Genomic DNA, 19,718 nt, shown 5'->3' on the forward strand with positions numbered 1-19,718 from the left:
TTCGGTTCCTTTCTTTTGCGCCCGCCTTGGTAACCAGCCTAGGGCGGGCGCTTTTGCATGCGTTGCTAGAAGGTGGAGTAGGAATGCTCGGCGGTGCGATTGAGCGAAACCTGGATGGGGCGATCTGCTTGTGGAAGGGCACGCTGGGGACAATGTTCACGCGGGCACGCGGTGCAACCAGGGCCGATAGGGGTGGCGGCGGATACATCTAGATTAAGAGCATCGGCGTAGACAATGCGGTCGGCCTCAGAGATATCGCAGCCTAAGCCCACGGCGAATTCCTTGCGTGGGGTGCCCCAGGATTTTGCGGTTCCTTGCACAAAGCGGCCTATCCACAGGTAGGCATGGCCATCTGGCATGGCGGCTACCTGGCGAGTGATGCGGTTGGGCGTTTCAAAGGCGCGGTGGACTACCCACAGCGGGCAAGAGCCTCCTGAGCGGGCGAAGTGGAAGGCGGTGGAGGATTGGCGCTTGGAGATATTCCCAGCGCGGTCAGTGCGGATGAAGGAAAAGGGAACGCCGTTAAGGCCTGGGCGCTGGAGAGTAGCCAAGCGTTGCGCGGTGGTTTCGAAACCGGTGCCAAAGTAGTTGCACAAAAGGTCGATATCGTAGCGGGTTTCCTCAGCCATCGAGAGGAACGGTTGATAGGGCATGGTGACCGCAGCAGCGAAGTATTGCGCGAGACCTAAAGTAGCTAATTCTTGGGCTTCGCCTGCCGGAAGTTCGGAGACGAGGTTATCGCAGACATCGCGGTAGGCAAGCAGGCAATATTGGAGCGCCATTTCAAAGACTAGCTGGGCTTCGGAGAGGCCGTCGCGAAGCGCAAGCTCTCGGGTGTCAGGGTTGAAGCTGCGGCGTGGGCCCGGCCGGGAAAAGCGGACGGTAACGCCAAGGTCCTCGTGCATGCGGGAAGCTAGGCGGCCACGGCGTAGCACCCGGTCACCGAGCTGGCCGGCGAGCTCTTCTGCCAGCACATCGAGCTCGTGAATGTAGTTATGGGCGTCGTAGAAAAAATCTCGCACGAGCTCAAAGGGGGAGCGCTCGCGCGCCGGAGCGCGGGTGGCGACATCGACGAAGCGTGGCATGAGCTCCGGAAAGCGCGAGGCGAGGTCGGCCAAGGAATCTTCGGTGGCCTCGGGGAAGATCCGGCGCAGGTCGGTAATGGTGCGTGCATCGCGGTCGTTCGCAAAATAGCCGGGGTCCAGGTTAAAACGCTGGGCTAATTGCATAAGCACGGTGACGGTAAGCGGGCGCTGGTCGTTTTCGAGCTGGTTGAGGTAGCTGGTGGACAGCCCCAATTGTTTGGCCATCGCTACCTGTGTGAGTCCCCGTTGCTTGCGCAGTGCATGGATTCGTGCCCCCGCATAATGCTTGGTCATCGGTTGCTATGCCGCCTTTCACCGCCATGAGCAGTTGAAACCACAAACTTTGCAGATTTCACTGACTCATTCCGCTAGATTACACACACCATACTTATAGCGCGCAGCACATTCAAGCATTTAGTGTGATCCACAACGCATTTACAGAGTGGAGGAGGATCCATCTAGTGAAGAACCACGAGGTAAGAACCCATAAATCCGCTGAGGATTTCCCCTATGAGGAGCACCTGGCGTACAAGGTGGCAGAAGTAGCCGCGGATCCGGTAGAGGTTCCCGCCGAGACCACCGATATGATCATCAACCGCATTATTGATAATGCGGCCGTGGGCATGGCGTCCGTAGCGCGTGGCCCGGTAACCTCTGCCCGCGTCATGGCTCAGGCACACCCAGTAACTAAGGGAGGCTCCACGGTATTTGGTGTGGATGGTACTTACTCGGCCGAATGGGCCGCGCTTGCCAATGGCACTGCAGTCCGCGAGCTGGATTACCACGACACTTTCCTGGCTGCTGAATACTCGCACCCCGGGGATAATATCCCACCGCTGCTTGCTACCGCCCAGCATAAGGGGCTGAGCGGCCGAGACCTTATCCGGGGCATCGCTACCGGCTATGAAATCCAGGTCAACCTCGTGAAAGGCATGTGCCTGCACGAGCACAAGATTGACCACGTGGCACATCTTGGCCCTTCTGTAGCCGCCGGTATCGGCACCATGCTTGGACTAGATAAGGACACCATCTACCAGGCGGTGGGCCAGGCACTGCACACCACTACCGCCACTCGGCAATCCCGTAAGGGCTTGATTTCCTCTTGGAAAGCCTACGCCCCAGCCTTCGCGGGAAAGATGGCTATTGAAGCCGTTGACCGGGCGATGCGCGGAGAAGGTGCGCCGGCGCCCATCTGGGAAGGCGAGGATGGATTCATCGCGTGGATGCTGCATTCGCCGGAGCGCACCTACACGGTCCCCTTGCCAGAACCTGGCGAGGAAAAGCGCGCCATCTTGGATACCTATACCAAGGAACACTCGGCTGAATACCAGGCCCAAGCGCCCATCGATATGGCCTTTGCGCTTAAGAAAACCTTGGCAGAAAAGGGCCTGCAGACTGCGGACATCGAGTCCATTGTTCTGCACACCTCGCACCATACGCACTATGTCATCGGTACCGGTGCCAACGATCCACAAAAGATGGATCCCTCTGCTTCTCGCGAGACGCTGGATCACTCCATCATGTACATCTTTGCCGTAGCCCTCGAGGATGGCGAGTGGGACCACGAGGCTTCCTACGCGCCCGAGCGCGCCAACCGCCCGGAGACTATCGAGCTGTGGCACAAGATTTCCACTGTCGAAGACCCCGAGTGGACCCGCCGCTATCACTCCAACGACCTGTCTGAAAAGGCCTTCGGCGGCAAGGCGGTTATCACATTCAAAGACGGCACCGTGGTAGAAGATGAACGCGCAGTTGCTGATGCCCATCCGCTGGGCGCGCGCCCATTTGCCCGCGAGCAGTACATAGAGAAATTCACCAAGCTTGCGGCCGGCATCGTGGAGGAGGCCGAACAAGAACGTTTCCTCAATGCGGTCCAGAACTTGGAAAACCTCACCGACCTGACCGAGCTCAACGTTCGGGTGACTGATGCTCACGTGGCCAGCGCGCCTAAGAAACCGGAAGGAATCTTCTAATGGCAGGACTATTTGGCTCTATAAAAACTGCCGCGGAAAAGCGCCAGCACTTCCGCGCTGACCTTGAATCCGGCACCATCACCCGCTTGCCGGGCGCGTTTAATCCCCTAACCGCGCGCCTAATCCAAGATATTGGTGGTTTCGGTGGCGTTTATGTCTCCGGCGCGGTACTGGCTAATGATTTGGGCCTTCCCGATATTGGCCTGACCACCTTGACCGAGGTGGCACAGCGCACTGGGCAGATTGCTCGTGCGACGGATTTGCCTGTGCTTGTCGACGCCGACACTGGCTTCGGCGAACCCATGTCCGCCGCCCGCACCATCGCCGCACTTGAGGACGCTGGTCTTGCCGGCTGCCACCTTGAGGACCAAGTTAATCCGAAGCGCTGCGGGCATCTTGATGGCAAAGAAGTGGTAGACAAAGACATCATGGTCCGCCGCATTAGCGCAGCGGTTAACGAGCGGCGCGACCCGAATTTCATTATCTGCGCCCGCACCGATGCCGCAGGAGTAAACGGCATCGATGATGCCATCGACCGGGCCAAGGCCTACGCCGATGCTGGAGCAGACCTCATCTTCACCGAGGCGTTGTACCGGCCGGAAGATTTTGAGAAATTCCGCGCCGCGGTAGATACCCCACTGCTGGCAAATATGACCGAGTTTGGCAAAACCGAGCTGCTCTCGGCGCAACAGCTAGAAGACCTCGGCTATAACGCGGTTATTTGGCCCGTTTCCTCTTTTCGCGTGGCTATGGGGGCGACCGAAGACTTCCTGCGCGATATGCAAGAAACCGGGATTCAAACCGATTGGCTTGAGCGCATGCAACACCGCTCCCGCCTTTATGAACTGGTGCGCTACGAGGAATACAACGACTTCGATAAATCCGTATTCACCTACTCCAAAGACACCTACCAGCCCACTTTTGAAAGCTAAGGAGATTTCCCACCATGTCTGATAAGAACCACACCCCCGAAATCCGCAAGGGCCTATACGGCGTCGTCGTCGATGAAACTGCCGTTTCCAAGGTCGTTCCCGAGACCAACTCATTGACTTACCGCGGCTATCCCGTCCAGGAGCTGGCTCGCTACTGCTCCTTTGAGGAAGTGGCCTACCTGCTGTGGAACGGCAAACTACCAGGCCAAGAATCGCTTATCCGATTCTCCGCCCGCGAGAAGGCCCTGCGCCACTTGGAGCGCCACGTCATCGACCTCATCATGTCCATGCCGCTATCGTGCCACCCGATGGATGTACTGCGTACCGCCATTTCCTATATCGGTTCCCAAGACCCAGAAGAATACACCAAGGATTCCGAGCATATCCGCCGCACCGCGCTGGAGCTTATGGCCAAGATTCCCACCATCATTGCGCTTGATATTCGACGTCGCCGCGGCGAAGGCTACATCCAACCCTCCCGCAAGAAGGGCTTTGCGGAGAACTTCCTTTGGATGGTCTTCGGTGATGAGGAAGGCTCCCCAGCTACCAACCGAGCCGATATCGAGGCCTTTGATAAGTCCCTCATCCTCTATGCGGAGCACTCCTTTAACGCCTCCACCTTCGCAGCCCGCGTGGTGACCTCGACCATGTCCGATACTTATTCCGCCATCGTCGCGGCCATCGGCGCGCTCAAGGGGCCCCTGCATGGCGGCGCCAACGAGGCCGTGATGAAAAACTTCCTGGAGATTGCCGATCCTGCCAAGGCAGAAGAGTGGACCAAGAAGAAGCTGGCGAACAAGGAATTGGTCATGGGATTTGGTCACCGTGTCTACAAAAACGGCGACTCCCGCGTGCCAACAATGGAGGCAGCGTTTAAGGAGCTGGCCGAACAGCACGACCAGACCCAGTGGGTTGAGATGTATGACATCATGGCCAAGACGATGGAGGAAAACACCTCCATCAAGATCAAACCGAACCTCGACTTCCCGGCTGGACCTGCCTATCACATCCTGGGCTTTGACATTGAATTCTTCACGCCAATCTTTGTCATGGCCCGCATTACCGGCTGGACTGCGCACATCGTAGAGCAGAACGAGAATAACTCGCTTATCCGTCCGCTTTCCGCCTATAACGGCGAGGAGCAGCGTTCGGTCCCGCCAAAGTCCTTCTAAAACGCGTCAGCTCCCCCAAATTCCGGCACCGTCAAGTTGGCCGGAGCGGGGGAGCCGACATTGTCGTGGTTTTTCTGCAGGCGGGTTATGGCTGGATACGTCGCGCCAGTAGGTAAGCGACTATGGAGCAGACAATAATGCTGAGTCCTGTAAAAAAGAACAATCCCGGCCACGGGGCATCAATTTCTGGGGCGCCGACGTACTGGAAAATTAGAGTGAGTGCGAAGTCTACTAGAACAATGCCCGCGATGATTCCAGCAATTATGAGCAGGCGTGAAGCCCAGGAATGAGAAGAAGCAGAGCTGAATATGAGGCCTATGAGCGTACCGATATAACCGGTCATGAGGTGACCACAAGTGAAGCTGCCGAAGGTCGCGATGCGAGCGAAAATGGGAGCGGCATCAATATTTCCAGGGGCAATGACCCACGAAGAATACATAGCTACGCCGGCGCGTAGGGCAGCATAGTAAGTCAGCCAAGCTATTGCTCCGAAAACCAGTGCAGCTACCCAAAGCGTTGCGTGCATACTGGTTAGCCACTTTGCTGAGGGAAGCCCTAAGCCACGAAGCGGGCGGTACTCAGTAGCTGCAAAGGCGCAATAAATTCCCCAAATGAATACGGCGAAGAAACCCCACCCCGCAGGGTTGATGATTGTCTCAGGATCGGAAGGTAGAAAATACGGAACAGTCCAGAGCAGAACGATGATAATGCTCACGGAGATTAGCGATTTTTTGGCATTGAGGTTGAAGGTCTTCAATAGCTTCATGACTAGGACTCCTCTTGTGAGGTGCGGGTGGATTCATGGGCGCGGGAGACAAGGGAATCAATGAGTTCGCCGTGGTCAAGGTAGGAGACGGTGATTTGAGCGGCGTTCACGGTATCGTCCGGAAACGGTACCGGGGACCAAGCATTAACTTTGGTGGTCGAGCCAAGGGAGGATTGGTGGAGGGGGAGGGCGTCGGCAAGCGCGAGTGCTTGCTCAACGTCCTTTGCGCTGCCGGTAAGTACGGGGTAGTGCGGCCGCTGGGACTCAAGATCGGTGGGTTTATTTACCGTGCCGTCGTGCACGGTAATGACCTGGTCAACCAAACCTACGAGGTCTTCCGCGCGGTGCGAAGAAAGCACGAGCAGCCAATCCGGAGTAGTGGCGGCATGGGCGATGATGAGCTCCCGGAGGCGCGTACGCGTCGGTGCGTCCAGGCCATTGAAAGGCTCATCGAGCAGAGTGACCGGAGTGCGCGCTGCCAGGGCAGTAGAACAGGCAACCAGCTGGCGCTGGCCGGTGCTGAGAGAGCGATTCTTGCTGCGCTTGTCGACGCCCAAACTATCCAAGAGCTCCTCCGCATACCCCACGTCGAATCTCCCGCGGACGTGCTCTGCGGCCCGCAGGTGCTGGGCTACAGTTGAACCGGAAAGCAAGATATCGGCTCCGGTGCGCGCGATCGCTACCTGTGGGGTATCGATGCTGCCCCTGGCAGGCAGGAACCCCGCTACCGTGCGCAAAAACGTAGTCTTGCCGGCGCCATTGGGGCCGATCAGCCCGTACATGCCGGCGTTGAGATCGAGGTGCGGCACGTGCAGGCGGCGCTTGCAGGTAACGTTCTGCAACTTAAGGTGCGTCATGATGGTCTCCTTCGGCTTCGATGAGGTCAGCGATGTCACTAGCGCTTAATCCCAGCGCGGCCCCTTCTTTTAGGAGGGGAACGATGAAGTCTTCCCTAAGTGATTCTTGGCGTTGATGGCGAACCTTCTCGCGCGCGCCTTCGCGTACAAACATGCCCAAGCCGCGGCGTTTTTCCAGTACCCCTTCCTCGAAGAGGACGGTGAGGGCCTTGGCAGAGGTAGTCGGATTGACGGAGTGGAACGCGGAAAGCTCGTTGGTGCTGGGGGCGCGTTCGCCCTCTGACAGCTTGCCGCTGACAATCATGTCCCTGATTCCTCCCGCCAGTTGCTGATAAATAGGCCGGGTGTCACTCATGTTGCGGCCCTCTGATTCGTGGCATATAACTCCCTTTCTGGTGTATGGGTTTACCACCTATGTGGGTAACCATATAGCCTAATGTGCCCGCGGTCAACGGTGAACGTGAGGTGGGATGGGGTTGCGGTGTAATAGTGGGTGTCCCCGTTGCGTAAGTTGTTGAATTAAAAGTTGGCAACATTTACAGAATCGCTAATCTTGTTATTACTGGTCGACCTGCAGAAATCCCCTCGGACATCAGTGCGCTGCTGGTAAGTGTGGCGAATTCGGCGCAGAAAAGGGCAGACATTTGAGGGGGAGCCCTCTAAACTGAGATGCGGATCACCCAACAGGAGGCGTTGCATCGCGGCGTCTTCCGAGCTGAAAGGAACACAGAAGTGGCTAATCCCGCGCTTCCATCGTTCAAAAAGATTCTGGTAGCCAACCGCGGCGAAATCGCCGTGCGTGCATTCCGCGCTGCCTTTGAAACTGGGGCAAAGACCGTAGCGGTCTACCCTCGTGAAGACCGTAACTCCTTCCATCGTGCCTTTGCGGATGAGGCCGTCCGTATTGGTACCGAGGGGCAGCCGGTAAAGGCTTATCTCGATATCGATGAAATCATTCGCGCCGCGAAGAAAGCGGAAGCGGATGCTATTTACCCCGGCTACGGTTTCCTTTCGGAGCGGGCGGATCTTGCTCGTGCCTGTGAGGACAATGGAATCAAGTTCATTGGCCCGACCCCATCCACACTGGATTTGACTGGTGATAAGGCTGCAGCGGTAAGCGCGGCGAAGGAAGCTGGGCTGCCGACGTTGCAGGATTCGGAGCCATCGACGGACGTCGATAAGCTGGTGGAATACTCCAAGGATTTCAACTTCCCGGTATTCGTTAAGGCCGTTGCCGGTGGCGGCGGGCGCGGAATGCGCTTCGTCGAATCCGAAGATCAGCTGCGCGAGAAGGCTGCTGAGGCTTCTCGTGAGGCAGAGGCAGCCTTCGGTGATGGCAGTGTGTATCTCGAGACCGCGGTCATTAAGCCACAACACATTGAGGTCCAGATTCTGGGCGATAGTCAGGGCAACGTCATTCACCTCTTTGAGCGTGACTGCTCCGTCCAGCGCCGCCACCAAAAGGTCGTGGAAATCGCTCCAGCACCGTCACTGGATCCGGAATTGCGTGACCGCATCTGTGCTGACGCAATGAAGTTCTGTGAGCACATTAACTACGAGGGTGCGGGTACCGTGGAATTCCTCGTGGATGAGCGTGGTAATCACGTCTTCATTGAGATGAACCCGCGTGTGCAGGTGGAGCACACCGTGACCGAGGAAATCACCGGCGTAGACATCGTCAAGGCCCAGATGAATATCGCGGCCGGCGCATCGCTGGAAGATATTCACCTCGCCCAAGACAAAATTTCCATCACCGGTTCTGCTCTGCAGTGCCGCATCACCACCGAGGACCCAAATAACGGCTTCCGCCCGGATACCGGCACGCTGACCGCGTATCGTTCGCCGGGCGGCGCCGGCGTGCGCCTAGACGGTGCAACGTCCGTGGGTGCAGAGGTTTCGCCCAACTTCGACTCCTTGCTGGTAAAGATGACCTGCCGCGGCGTCAATTTCGAGCAGGCCGTGCAGCGCGCCCGCCGTGCGCTCAACGAGTTCCACGTCTCCGGTGTGGCCACCAATATCGGCTTCTTGCGCGCCCTTTTGCGCGAGCCGGACTTTACTCAGACCCGCGTGGACACCGGATTTATCAACGCACACCCGCACCTGCTCAAGGCTCCACCGGCAGTCGACGAATCTGGTCGCATCCTCGAGTACATCGCGGAGACCACCGTTAATAAACCCAACGGCAAGCGCCCGACGGCACTGCGTCCCTTTGATAAGCTCCCCGAGCTGGACTTTTCTGAGCCGCTACCGCGCGGTTCCCGCGATGATCTGCTGGAGTTTGGTCCGCAGAAGTGGGCAGAAAAGATCCGTAAGCAGCACGCACTCATGGTTACGGACACCACCTTCCGTGACGCCCACCAGTCCCTGCTGGCCACCCGCGTGCGTAGTACCGCCTTGGTTTCTGCGGCCGAGGCCGTTGCGCGCATGACTCCGAATCTCTTCTCCGTGGAGGCATGGGGTGGTGCTACCTATGACGTCGCCATGCGCTTCCTCCACGAGGACCCCTGGGTGCGTCTAGACATGCTGCGCGAGGCTATGCCAAACCAGAACATCCAGATGCTCCTGCGCGGCCGCAATACTGTGGGCTATACCCCGTACCCGGATTCGGTCTGCCGCGGCTTCGTCCAGGAAGCAGCCAAGTCCGGCGTGGACGTCTTCCGTATCTTTGATGCTCTTAACGACGTCTCCCAGATGCGCCCCGCCATCGATGCCGTCCTCGAGACCAATACCACCGTTGCTGAGGTGGCCATGGCGTACTCCGGTGACCTTTCGTCGCCGAAGGAGAACCTGTACACGCTGGATTACTACCTCCAGCTGGCTGAGCAGATTGTAGAGTCGGGAGCCCATATCCTTGCCATCAAGGATATGGCCGGTCTGCTACGCCCAGAGGCCGCTTCCAAGCTGGTTATGGCGCTGCGCAAGGAATTCGACCTGCCGGTGCACGTGCACACGCACGATACCGCGGGTGGCCAGATGGCTACCTATTACTCTGCCGCCCTCTCGGGCGCAGACATTGTCGACGGCGCCTCCGCGCCGTTGGCCGGTACCACCTCGCAGCCGTCGCTGTCCGCCCTTATTGCAGCGTTCTCCCAGTCCAAGCGCGATACCGGTATCGACCTGCAGGCCGTATCGGATCTCGAGCCCTACTGGGAGGCTGTACGCCAGCTCTACGCCCCGTTTGAGAACGGTATTCCTGGCCCGACCGGCCGCGTCTACAAGCACGAGATTCCAGGCGGTCAGCTGTCTAACCTGCGTGCCCAAGCCGCTGCCCTTGGCTTGGCGGACCGCTTCGAGGTCATCGAGGACACCTATGCAGCAGTCAATAAGATGCTGGGCCGTCCGACCAAGGTCACCCCGTCCTCCAAGGTGGTGGGCGATCTTGCCCTGCACCTTGTTGGCGCCGGCGTCGATCCTGCAGACTTCGCCGCTAATCCGACGAAGTTCGATATTCCGGACTCGGTCAACCAGTTCCTCCGCGGCCAGCTCGGTACTCCTCCGGGCGGTTGGCCGGAGCTGCGCGATAAGGTCCTCGATGGCCGCGAGGAAACCGGCGCCAAGGTGAGCGAGGTTCCTGCGGAAGAACAGCCGCATCTGGAATCCGATAACTCGGATGAGCGCCGCGCCAGCCTGAACCGTCTGCTATTCCCGAAGCAGTTCGAGGAATTCAACGAGTTCCGCCGCAAGTACGGCAACACTGAGGCACTGACGGATACCACCTTCTTCTACGGCCTTACCGAAGGCGAAGAAAAGGTCGTCCACTACTTCCCAGAGGACTCCACCGATCGCGCCGACCTCAAGCAGGTCGTGGTGCGCCTCGACGCCGTGGGTGAGCCGGACGAAAAGGGCATGCGTAACGTGGTTCTCAACGTCAACGGCCAGATCCGCCCAATGAAGGTGCGCGACGAGAACGCCGAATCTACGGTCGCTACCGTAGAAAAGGCTGACCCCTCCAACGAGGGCCACGTCGCCGCACCATTCGCCGGCGTGGTCAACCCGACCGCCAAGCCTGGCGACGAGGTAAAGGCCGGCGACCAAATTGCCGTCATTGAGGCGATGAAGATGGAAGCTTCCATCTCCGCCACTAAGGATGGCGTGGTCGAACGCGTGGCCATCGGCCAGGCCACCAAGGTTGAAGGCGGCGACCTTATCGCCGTCATCAACTAACTGACGCACACCAGCGCCCCGCTTCCTTCGCTCAATCCTCCAGGAAGCGGGGCGCTGTGGTATCTAGCTGTGGTAAAAATCAACGATTTCGTCCATCCAAATGACCAAAACCGTCGACGAAATCGTTGGTTTAGATGGACAAAAATCGTGATCTAGCCTGAAGGTCAAAATTTTCAGCTGAAAACCTCAAAAGAAATCCCCAGGTATGTGCAACTTATTGAAGTGGCGTACCTGGGGAAAGTGTAGGGCGACTAGAAAAAGAGGACCACAGCTATGGCCGCAATACCGTATCCGCCGCGCAGGAAGTAACCGAAGATCTCGGGGGAGAATGAAGCGCCGAAGCCACCGGTGTCGATGATGCTCATAGTGGTCACGCGTGCGGGGCGGGAGCGCTTAAAGGAGGCATAAGTAAGTCCTAAACAGCACGCGGCGAGTACGAGTATCGGCAGCTTCCACACGACGGCGATGAAGGCGGTACCGAGAACGGCGGCACCGGCTGTCGCGGTCAGGGGAAGTCCCCAGTCGGGCCAAGCGCCATCGATGATGCGGCCAAAAGATGCGGCGCGGCCGGTGGCGGCGCCTACGATGGTCCATGCGGTAGCGAATCCTATGAGCGCCAGGCTGCCGAGTTGTGGGGCAAGGCCCAGAGTGAGGCCGATGACGGCGACCGCACCGAGCGGGATGTACCAGCGGCGGTACAAGCGCCGGAAAAAGAGGAGACCGGGCGATGCCGTGGAACGCGAGCGCGGGCGCAGGCGCGCGCACTGGGAGGCGATGGCATCGGCAGAAACCTCAGAATCCAAAAGCCCTAAGGAGGACGAGCCGACGGCACGGGTGCGGCCCGCGCGGAGGAGCGAGGCGAGATCGAAGGACCGCCAGCCGAGCGCTATGCGCAGCAAGGGGAGGGCCATCGCCGCATAGGGCGGAAGGTGCAGCGATGTACACAGGGCCAGGCCGAGGAGGCTCACGCCGGCGAGCTGGGCAATGGACAGCTTATCGACGCCCCGCATACGCCCCCGCGGCCTATCCGCATAGACCCAACGCCCGAGGGAAAGGCTGCGCAGTGGATAGAGCGTTTCAAGGAGAACGATGAGCGCGAGGGAGCCGAACGCAGCGCCAATGGTCGCGGTGGCAGGTAGAGAAGCGGCTGTGCGCTGCACGAGCGAGGGCAAAACCTCGGCGGCATTCTGCCAAGCGTAGACACTGACGCTCGCGATAAGCGCCGCGATGAAGGCGTAATAGAGGGTTGAAGAGGCTTGAGATAAAATCTTCATGAAATCTCCACCACTTCGTCGCAGGCATCGAAGATAGCCGGAGAATGAGAGGCCAGCACCACACAACGGCCATCGGCAGCGAGGTGGCGCAGCTCCTTGGCCAAGAAGGCGGTCCAGGTGTGGTCAAGGTGGCGCTCGGGTTCGTCGATAAGCAGGGCCTTGGCCGGCTGATAGAGCTGGGCCGCAAGGTAGACGTGCTGGCGTTGGCCCGAAGAAAGGTCGCTGACCGCGGAGTTCCGGATGGCGTCGTCGATGACCCAGAGCTCATGGACTTCGGCAAAGTCCACGCCGGTGCGGCGCCCAAGGAGTGCAAAGTGCTCGCCGACGGTGAGGTCCGGCAAAAAGACCGGGTCCGCGACTGCGATGACGGAACCGGCCGCCTCCGCGCTACCGAGTGCGGCACCGTCGATGAAAACGGTGCCATTTAGTGGGGCAATCTCGCCGCTCAACGTCTGCAGCAGCGTAGATTTACCCGCACCATTCGGGCCTTTTAGGCCGTATACGCGACCGACATCAAAGCTGCGATTTAGGTGCCCCAAGGCGGCGGAATGTCCGTAGTCTGCATCTATTGTCAACATTGTTGCCAGGTTAGCAGACAGGCGGCTGGACCCTGGGGGGGCTAAAAGCGGCGGAAGAATTTACCTGGGGCAAGCTCCTCGAAACCAGGTAGGGGCGTGGCCGACGAGATACCAGGAGCGGTCTGCTCGGCCGCGAGGTCGATGGCGTTGCTAATGAGCAGGGTGCGGGCGGCTGGATCGTCGGTGGCGACGACGAGCTCGGGGATTTCCTCGGGATCGAAGGGGATGAGCCAGGCGGCGTCGTCAAGCGGGTGGGCTAAGGGATCGCCCAAGAAAGCTGGGCCTTTGTCAGCGGCGGGGTAGTAGCGCAAAAGCGCGGCGCCGCGGGGAGCAGTGATGGGATCCTCGTTCGCGGACATGGGCAAGGCGAGGACACCGCCGTCCACGATGGGGGACCACTCAGAGATATAAGAAGGGAAGAGGACCGCGAGATAATCACGATCCTCTTCCTTGGCCAAGCGTACGCCGAGGGAAGAAGCAGTCATTCTTCCAAGGCTAGCGGGGTAGGCTACTTGATTTCCAGCAGCACGCTGCCCTTGGTGGTAGAAGCGCCTGCTTCTACTGCCAGACCGGTAACGGTGCCGGCCTTATGCGCCTTGACGGGATTTTCCATCTTCATGGCCTCGAGAACGAGGAGGACCTCACCTTCGGCGACCTCCTGGCCCTCTTCCACATTGACCTTGATGACCGTGCCCTGCATTGGGGAGGTAACCGCATCGCCGGAAACGGCGGCCTTGGCGCCGGAACCCTTGCGCTTTTTCTTTTTACGTGGGGTGCCGTTGGCACTGAAGGACGCGGGGAGGGCTACCTCGATACGTCGGCCGTCGATCTCCACGGTGTGTACCTGGGAAGGTTCTGCCTCGGCGGCTTCGGCATCAGTGGAATCATCGTGGGCGGGAAGCTGGTTATCCCATTCCTCTTCGATCCACTTGGTGTAGACGCCGAAGTTGCCATCTACTGCAGTGAAAGCTGGGTCAGCAACGATAGCCTGGTCAAACGGGATAACGGTGGGCAGGCCCTCAACCGTGTACTCGGATAGGGCGCGGGCGGAGCGACGCAGTGCGGTCTCGCGGTCTGGCCCCCAGACGATGAGCTTGGCCAGCATGGAATCGAACTGTCCACCAATGACGGACCCCTGGACGACGCCGGAATCTACGCGCACGCCCGGACCAGCTGGTTCGGAGTACTTCACGATGGTGCCGGGGGCTGGCATGAAGTTTGCGGCGGCATCCTCACCGTTGATGCGGAACTCGAAGGCATGGCCGCGCGGGGTGGGGTCTTCCTGCAGGGAGAGCTCGTGGCCCTCAGCGATACGGAACTGCTCGCGCACGAGATCGAGGCCGGTAGTTTCCTCGGATACGGGGTGCTCCACCTGCAGGCGAGTATTGACCTCCAGGAAGGAAATGAGGCCATCGGCGCCCACCAGGTACTCAACGGTGCCGGCGCCGTAGTAGCCGGCCTCGCGGCAGATGCGCTTGGCGGACTCGTGGATGGAGGTGCGTTGCTCATCGGTAAGGAAAGGCGCGGGGGCTTCCTCGACTAGCTTTTGGAAGCGGCGCTGCAGGGAGCAATCGCGCGTGCCGACGACCACTACGTTTCCGTGCTTATCTGCCAGCACCTGGGCCTCGACGTGGCGGGCCCGATCCAGGTAGCGCTCTACGAAGCACTCGCCGCGGCCGAAGGCGGAGGTTGCCTCACGGGTAGCGGATTCAAAGAGCTCGGGGATTTCCTCTGCGGAGTAGGCTACCTTCATGCCGCGGCCGCCGCCGCCAAAGGCAGCCTTGATGGCAACGGGAAGGCCGTATTCCATGGCGAAGGACTGCACCTCATCGGCGCCAGCCACCGGATCCTTAGTACCCGGGGCCATAGGGGCTTCGGCGCGCTCGGCGATGTGCCGCGCGGTTACCTTATCGCCCAAGTTGCGGATGGACTCAGGAGAGGGGCCAATCCAGGTCAATCCGGCATCAATGACGGCCTGAGCAAAGTCGGCGTTTTCGGATAGGAAACCGTAGCCTGGGTGGATGGCATCCGCGCCGGATTTTTCTGCGGCCTCCAGAATCTTGTCAAAGACGAGGTAGGACTCGGCAGAAGTGGTGCCCCCGAGTGCAAAGGCTTCGTCGGCAAGCGAGGCAAAGGGTGCCTGGGCGTCTGGCTCGGCGTAGACGGCGACGGAAGCAATGCCAGCGTCGCGGGCCGCGCGGATCACGCGAACGGCGATCTCACCGCGGTTCGCTACGAGAACCTTTGAGATCTTTTTGGTTTCTACTGCCACGGCAGCAACCTCCTGAACACATTAGGTTGAATACGCAATCTATTCTTGCACACAAAAGCATGAGTTAATTTTCACGCACGCAAGGGGGACATTTTTGAACAAAAATAAACCCACATCCAGTGTGGACATGGGCTTATACGGCTAAACCGAAAAACTAACGCTCAATCGGCATTTTCACCATATTGCCCCACTCAGACCACGAACCATCGTAGACCTGCGCCTTTGTGAATCCCAAAAGATGCGTGAGCACAAACCACGTATGCGCGGCTTGGGCGCCCACGTGGGAATAGAGGATTGTGGCAGATTCAGGCTCCAACATTCCGTAATTGACCTGAAGCTCTTCGGCCGAGCGGAAGCAGGAGTTGGGGTAGGTGGAACGATCCCACTCGAGGTTGATCGCGCTAGGGATATGGCCGTGGCGCATGGTGGTGCCGTAGGCGGAATCGCCATTGGGATCGTGTTCGGTGGCCTCGCCCGCAAACTCTTCTGGGCTGCGGGTGTCTACGAGCGTGCCTTCGGTCTCGCGCACCTGATCTACGAAGGCGCGCAGCATAGAGTCATCGCGGCTTACTTCGGGATATTCGGATGCTGGGAAGTCTGGAACCATGAAAGAGGTATCGCGTTCCTCGGCCATCCACGCATTGCGGCCGCCATCGAGCAGGCGAACGTCCTTGTGCCCGAAGAGGGTAAATACCCACAGGGCGTAGGCAGCCCACCAATTGGACTTGTCGCCGTAAAGAACAATCGTATCGTCGGCGTTAATGCCCTTCTCTCGCATTAGGGAAGTGAATTCTTCTCCGTCGATGAAATCACGGGTAAGTGGGCTAAGTAGTTCCGTGCGGAAGTTAATGCGGGTGGCAGTGGGGATATGGCCAATGTCATAGAGGAGCGAGTCTTCATCCACCTCAATAACGCGCAGGCCTTTGATGCCTAGGCGTGCGGACAGCCACGGTGCAGACACGAGGCGCTCGGGATGTGTGTATTCCTGGAATGGGGGATAGGGATCAACGTCAGCCACTGTCCGCCTGCCTTTCCTATAAGGGTTAATAATTCGCTCCCACCACTTTAACCCGATTTTTCCCGTGATGATCACTCGGGCATTATTCCTGTGGCCTGAGATACAGGTTTTAACCGGTGATTGGGGCCGCCGGCCGGCGGGGTTAAAGGGAGGGGGCAGTTGGGCGCGCGGAGGAAGAAGAGCTGGGATAAACTCGGGATATGGTGCGACAACGTGCTATGAACACCACCTATGAAGGGAACTGCAAGTGCACAAGGCAATTGTTGTATTTGAGGTAGAAGGCGGCTCGGATAAAGGCGCAGATGGCCACCGCAAGGACACCATGCCAATCGTCAATGCGATCAAGGAACAAGGCTGGGAGGCAGAGGTAATCTACTTCCATCCGGACAAGTCTGAAGAGATCTACACTCAGGTTTCTGAAAACTTTGATGCCTATATCTCCCGCGTCAACCCCGGCAATATCCCCGGCGGTGAGAAGGGCTACTTCGAATTGCTGAGCAAGCTGGCAGATGCCGGCCTGGTAGGTATGTCCACTCCGGCGGACATGATGGCCTATGGCGCCAAGGACGCACTGGTCAAGCTCAATGACACCCCGCTAGTGCCGGACGATACTGCGGCGTACTACGAGGTGGAAGAGCTGCATAATACCTTCCCCACCTCCTTGTCCTATGGCGAGCGCGTGCTCAAGCAAAACCGCGGTTCCACGGGTGAAGGCATCTGGCGCGTGCGCCTCGCGGACCAGGATCTTGCCCAGTCCGTTGAACCGGGGACCGCACTTCCGCTCGATACCGCTTTGAAGTGCACTGAGGCAGTGGATAACCAGACCCATGACTACAAGCTGGGCGCTTTCATGGACTTCTGTGACCAGTACATTGTGGGCGATAACGGCATGCTGGTGGATATGCGCTTTATGCCGCGCATTGTAGAGGGCGAAATCCGCATCCTGCTCGTGGGCAATGAGCCGGTATTTATCGTGCACAAGAAGCCGGCGGAGGGCGGCGATAACTTCTCCGCTACGCTCTTCTCCGGTGCCAAGTACACCTACGATAAGCCGGAATCGTGGCCGGAGCTGCTGGAGATGTTCGATAAGGCGCGTCCTGTTATCGCAGAGAAGCTCGGCGATACCAAGGATGTTCCGCTGATTTGGACAGCGGACTTCATGCTTGACGACGCCCCCGATGGCACCGACACCTACGTCCTCGGCGAGATCAACTGCTCCTGCGTTGGCTTCACTTCTGAGCTGGACATGGGCATCCAAGAAAAGGTTGCCGCCGAGGCAATTCGACGCGTTCAGGACGCGAACGCCTAGCGCTAGCTGTATCCTGCCAAGTAGCCCCACGGGAGACCGTGGGGCATTTTCCTACCATCCCTAAAACATTTTGAGGACCGCATAATGGCTGATAATGACTTCAATTCCGACGGTTTCCCGAAGGATTTTTCCCCGCGCGATTTTTCCGAAACTCCGCACCACCGCGCTGGGGATGCTGCGAAAAACGCTGAGGGAGCCAGCGCTGCCGAGGTGAATGAGACCAAGGAGTTTGGCTCTTTCGATGTAAATGAAACGAAGTCATTTGGTCACACTGATAAGTTTGGTGATTCTGGAAACTCGCGGGATCTTTCCTCTCAGAAGCCAGCCGAGGAGGACAGTTCGACTGCTTCTGCGGCATCTCCAAGTACCGGCAACTCCGATTTCTGGGCCATGCAGTCCTCCGCCGCAGGTCAGGGCGCTGCCTCCCGTGCGCATAACCCATTCACGGATTCGGCATCAACGGACGCTGCTGCGAACGGCAACCAATTCGGTTCCGTCCAGTCCACGAACGAGCAACCGGCTTTTGGCGGTTACGCTCAACAGCAGAGCACGGGCCAAGGATTCGGAGAGTTCCCTTCGGTTAGCGCTGCTCCTGCCGATTCTGGCCAAGATCTGGGTAATAAGAACAGTCGCATGAGCGGTGCTCTCAAGGGCTTGGCCAAAAAGGATGGGCTCTTGGGCGGACTTTTTGAATTCGAGTTCAAGCACTTCTTGACCATCACCCACGTGAAGGAGATCTATAAGGTCGCCATGATTCTTGGTGGAATCATGTGGATTCTGCACCTTCTCGGTGCCTTCTTATTCGCTACCGGCATGGGCATTTATGGCATCCAGGAGGACTCCGCGTCCGCCATCTTCGGAAGCATTTTTGCTTTCATCTTCCTAGCGGTCCTGAGCACCATCATCTTCTACGCTTTTATGGTGGCTATCAGGCTGTTTCTAGAAGCCATGGTGGCAAACGTGAGGATCGCCCAAAACACCGGCGATATCCTCGACAAAATGGACTAATCTTTTGTGATGAGTGGCTCGCTGAACAAAGCGAGTGGCAATGCGAGAAATGAGGAACGCCCCAGCAGATTGCGCTGGGGCGTTTGGCGTAGAGTCCTAGGCCTTTTGCGGGCTGGCTAAAGGCTAGTCGTAAGTTCCAAGCTGGTAACTGGGAAGATCAACCCACATCTTGTTGAATTCCTCGACTTCACCAGAAATTGGTTCAACGGTGTCGCCTTGTGCCTGTAGGCGCACGGTGTGGTGCGCGGTAATGCCCTCCGCGGTGGAGCGACTGCGCTCTCCCCAGGTGAAATCGACTTGGTTGTCGGAGACTGGGGTGACGCTTTCTACCTTTTCGAAGACGGACATGTCCTTGGCCGGAGCGCCGTTGACATAGAGGGCGAGTCCATCAACCATTGAAGCGCCGGTGCCTGCCGGACCTTCCACATCGCCCAATGAACCGCGGAAAATGATCCAGCTAATCGTGGCGCAGGGGTCGTAGGCGTTCTCGATATCGCCGATCCAAAAGTTGAAATCGCTGCCATCGTCAGCGGGCATGCGCCCAGGTGCGGTGCCAGAAGCATAAACCTTGCGCGGGTCGTTGGGCAGTTCCGCGCATTCGCGGTCTTTGCCCTTTTCCTGTTGCTGCGTGGTGGCCTTTTCGCCTTTGTCGGTGGAGTCTGACTGGGATGACGCCTTAGTAGAAGCGGCGTCGTCCGCTCCGGACGCTTCAGTCTCGGCCGGCGCTTGGTTGGAAAAGACTGGCTGTTCGGAGGAAGAAGAATCCTCTTGGGAACCGCAGGCGCTAAGCGCTAGTGGCAGGGAGGTCGCAAGTAGTAGGGCAGCAGAGAATCGCCGCAAGCGGCGAGGTGGCACGGCAGGCATGGCGGCTCTCCAACTCTAGTCGAGGAGCTTGGCGACGCTGTCCGGGTCGGCGTCGGAAAGCATATGGCGAATGCGGTCGTACTCATCGTCCTCGCCGATGGCCTTAGCGGCATGGCCGAGGGCGGCGATGGCGCGCAGCACGCCCTGGTTCGGTTCGTGGGAGAAGGGGACCGGTCCCCAGCCCTTCCACCCATTCCCGCGCAGGCGGTCCAGGCTACGGTGGTAGCCCGTGCGCGCGTAGGCGTAGGCGGTGATGAAAGCGGCTGGCTCAGCGCCCTCCTGCTGCTTAAGCTTTTGCTCAGCAAGCAAGGCCCACAGCAGCGGAGAATCCGGATGGGCAACGATGCCGGCGGCGAGATCCGAGGTGGAGTCCGCACCGGGATCGGCAGGCAGCTCAATGGGTTTCGGGGCAAGCATGTCTTTCATTTCCATGCCACCCCACTGTA

Annotated in this window: 17 protein-coding genes; 6 read left to right on the plus strand and 11 right to left on the minus strand. The window is 58.7% G+C overall.

Annotated features, from left to right (window positions below):
* Window positions 1-65: 65 nt before the first annotated feature.
* Window positions 66-1,379, minus strand: coding sequence for a short-chain fatty acyl-CoA regulator family protein (locus tag WMP96_RS04150; protein ID WP_284835927.1), 1,314 nt, complete (start codon window positions 1,377-1,379; stop codon window positions 66-68).
* A gap of 167 nt (window positions 1,380-1,546) precedes the next feature.
* Here WMP96_RS04150 and prpD point away from each other — a divergent pair, with 167 nt between their 5' ends.
* The 3 genes from prpD to WMP96_RS04165 are packed head-to-tail and all read left to right on the plus strand — an operon-like array spanning window position 1,547 to window position 5,162.
* Window positions 1,547-3,058 (plus strand): 2-methylcitrate dehydratase PrpD, encoded by a 1,512-nt coding sequence (gene prpD / locus WMP96_RS04155; protein ID WP_284835928.1) that lies wholly within the window; start codon window positions 1,547-1,549, stop codon window positions 3,056-3,058.
* On the plus strand, window positions 3,058-3,990 hold the full coding sequence (gene prpB / locus WMP96_RS04160) for a methylisocitrate lyase (protein WP_301716109.1): 933 nt from the start codon (window positions 3,058-3,060) through the stop codon (window positions 3,988-3,990). Before prpD ends, prpB begins: the two co-directional genes overlap by 1 nt.
* A 14-nt stretch (window positions 3,991-4,004) precedes the next feature.
* The gene (locus tag WMP96_RS04165) at window positions 4,005-5,162 is read left to right on the plus strand and encodes a bifunctional 2-methylcitrate synthase/citrate synthase (RefSeq protein WP_301716108.1); all 1,158 of its coding nucleotides are present in this window, start codon (window positions 4,005-4,007) and stop codon (window positions 5,160-5,162) included.
* A gap of 85 nt (window positions 5,163-5,247) precedes the next feature.
* Here the strand turns inward: WMP96_RS04165 and WMP96_RS04170 are convergent, their stop codons facing one another.
* From WMP96_RS04170 to WMP96_RS04180, 3 genes are read right to left on the minus strand one after another with little or no spacing between them, the layout of a single operon-like run.
* Window positions 5,248-5,928, minus strand: a complete 681-nt coding sequence (locus WMP96_RS04170; RefSeq protein WP_301716107.1) for a transglycosylase — start codon at window positions 5,926-5,928, stop codon at window positions 5,248-5,250.
* A 2-nt stretch (window positions 5,929-5,930) separates the two neighbouring features.
* Entirely contained in the window at window positions 5,931-6,785 is an 855-nt protein-coding gene (locus WMP96_RS04175; protein ID WP_340432198.1) for an ATP-binding cassette domain-containing protein, read from the minus strand.
* On the minus strand, window positions 6,772-7,140 hold the full coding sequence (locus tag WMP96_RS04180; RefSeq protein ID WP_301716105.1) for a GntR family transcriptional regulator: 369 nt from the start codon (window positions 7,138-7,140) through the stop codon (window positions 6,772-6,774). The genes WMP96_RS04175 and WMP96_RS04180 overlap by 14 nt, the downstream gene beginning before the upstream one ends.
* 377 nt (window positions 7,141-7,517) lie before the next feature.
* Between WMP96_RS04180 and WMP96_RS04185 the strand changes: the two genes are divergently transcribed.
* A complete protein-coding gene (locus WMP96_RS04185) occupies window positions 7,518-10,949 on the plus strand; it encodes a pyruvate carboxylase (protein WP_340432199.1) in 3,432 nt (1,143 codons plus the stop codon).
* A 251-nt stretch (window positions 10,950-11,200) separates the two neighbouring features.
* Here WMP96_RS04185 and WMP96_RS04190 read toward each other — a convergent pair whose 3' ends face one another.
* The 5 genes from WMP96_RS04190 to WMP96_RS04210 form a co-directional block, all read right to left on the minus strand.
* A complete protein-coding gene (locus tag WMP96_RS04190) occupies window positions 11,201-12,223 on the minus strand; it encodes an ABC transporter permease (protein ID WP_301716103.1) in 1,023 nt (340 codons plus the stop codon).
* Window positions 12,220-12,801 carry an ABC transporter ATP-binding protein gene (locus WMP96_RS04195; RefSeq protein ID WP_301716102.1) on the minus strand — a complete coding sequence of 194 codons (582 nt, stop codon included), beginning with the start codon at window positions 12,799-12,801 and terminating at the stop codon, window positions 12,220-12,222. The genes WMP96_RS04190 and WMP96_RS04195 overlap by 4 nt, the downstream gene beginning before the upstream one ends.
* A 41-nt stretch (window positions 12,802-12,842) precedes the next feature.
* Complete coding sequence (locus WMP96_RS04200; protein ID WP_340432200.1) at window positions 12,843-13,286, minus strand: hypothetical protein; 444 nt, start codon at window positions 13,284-13,286, stop codon at window positions 12,843-12,845.
* Window positions 13,287-13,309: 23 nt separating this feature from the next.
* Complete coding sequence (locus tag WMP96_RS04205; protein ID WP_049383646.1) at window positions 13,310-15,073, minus strand: acetyl/propionyl/methylcrotonyl-CoA carboxylase subunit alpha; 1,764 nt, start codon at window positions 15,071-15,073, stop codon at window positions 13,310-13,312.
* A gap of 154 nt (window positions 15,074-15,227) precedes the next feature.
* Complete coding sequence (locus tag WMP96_RS04210; protein WP_301716100.1) at window positions 15,228-16,091, minus strand: sulfurtransferase; 864 nt, start codon at window positions 16,089-16,091, stop codon at window positions 15,228-15,230.
* 247 nt (window positions 16,092-16,338) lie between these two features.
* Here WMP96_RS04210 and WMP96_RS04215 point away from each other — a divergent pair, with 247 nt between their 5' ends.
* Entirely contained in the window at window positions 16,339-17,400 is a 1,062-nt protein-coding gene (locus tag WMP96_RS04215; RefSeq protein WP_023020693.1) for a Cj0069 family protein, read from the plus strand.
* An 84-nt stretch (window positions 17,401-17,484) separates the two neighbouring features.
* Window positions 17,485-18,408 (plus strand): DUF4282 domain-containing protein, encoded by a 924-nt coding sequence (locus tag WMP96_RS04220; RefSeq protein ID WP_301716099.1) that lies wholly within the window; start codon window positions 17,485-17,487, stop codon window positions 18,406-18,408.
* A gap of 123 nt (window positions 18,409-18,531) precedes the next feature.
* Here the strand turns inward: WMP96_RS04220 and WMP96_RS04225 are convergent, their stop codons facing one another.
* Window positions 18,532-19,272, minus strand: a complete 741-nt coding sequence (locus WMP96_RS04225; RefSeq protein WP_301716098.1) for a hypothetical protein — start codon at window positions 19,270-19,272, stop codon at window positions 18,532-18,534.
* Between the two features lie 15 nt (window positions 19,273-19,287).
* The gene (locus tag WMP96_RS04230) at window positions 19,288-19,704 is read right to left on the minus strand and encodes a DUF3151 domain-containing protein (protein WP_340432201.1); all 417 of its coding nucleotides are present in this window, start codon (window positions 19,702-19,704) and stop codon (window positions 19,288-19,290) included.
* Between the last annotated feature and the right edge of the window lie 14 nt (window positions 19,705-19,718).

The organism is Corynebacterium sp. KPL4035 (assembly GCF_037908325.1).
GTDB classification, from domain to species: Bacteria; Actinomycetota; Actinomycetes; order Mycobacteriales; family Mycobacteriaceae; genus Corynebacterium; species Corynebacterium kefirresidentii.